Raw genomic sequence first — 525 nt, 5'->3', positions numbered from 1 at the left:
GCTATAAATCCTTCTTCAAAAATAAATTTGATAAGATCTGTTTGCGGTAACTGAATAGTGCTTGTTTCACCACTTTGTATATTATGAGATTCTTGTGTGATGTAGTTTTCTATATACAATGGTGTTAAATTGTCTAACTCAATTGTTTCTAACTGTTTAAAGTCATTCATAATTTGTTGAATCTTATTACGTCCTTCTGCACCTTCAAATGTTGGTGAGAGTGTCTTGTCTTTATACTGTCCTAGTTCTTGATAAATATTGTCTAAAACATCTTTGAAAGTCTGATTATCTTGTGACAGTTGTTCTTTATATTTAATCAATAGTGCTGCTGTTTGTATCGCATCTTTATCTCTTGAGAAGTCTTCTACTAAATAACCATGGCTTTCTTCGAAAGCTAAGACTAGTTGTGATTGTTTTTCTTCTAATTGCTTTAATTGTTCTGAGATGTATTTGAAACCTGTTAATACATTGATGACTTCAATGTTCAATGATTGTGCTAATTTTTCACTTAAAGCACCTGTTACG

Annotated in this window: 1 pseudogene; it reads right to left on the bottom strand. The window is 31.0% G+C overall.

The features are described from left to right. Nucleotides 1-525 (bottom strand): annotated as a pseudogene (locus tag LQ673_RS14680) (phospho-sugar mutase); the annotation flags it as partial.

This window comes from Mammaliicoccus sp. O-M54 (assembly GCF_022386035.1).
Classification (GTDB): Bacteria; Bacillota; Bacilli; order Staphylococcales; family Staphylococcaceae; genus Mammaliicoccus; species Mammaliicoccus sciuri_A.
This window is presented reverse-complemented; position numbering and strand designations above follow the sequence as displayed.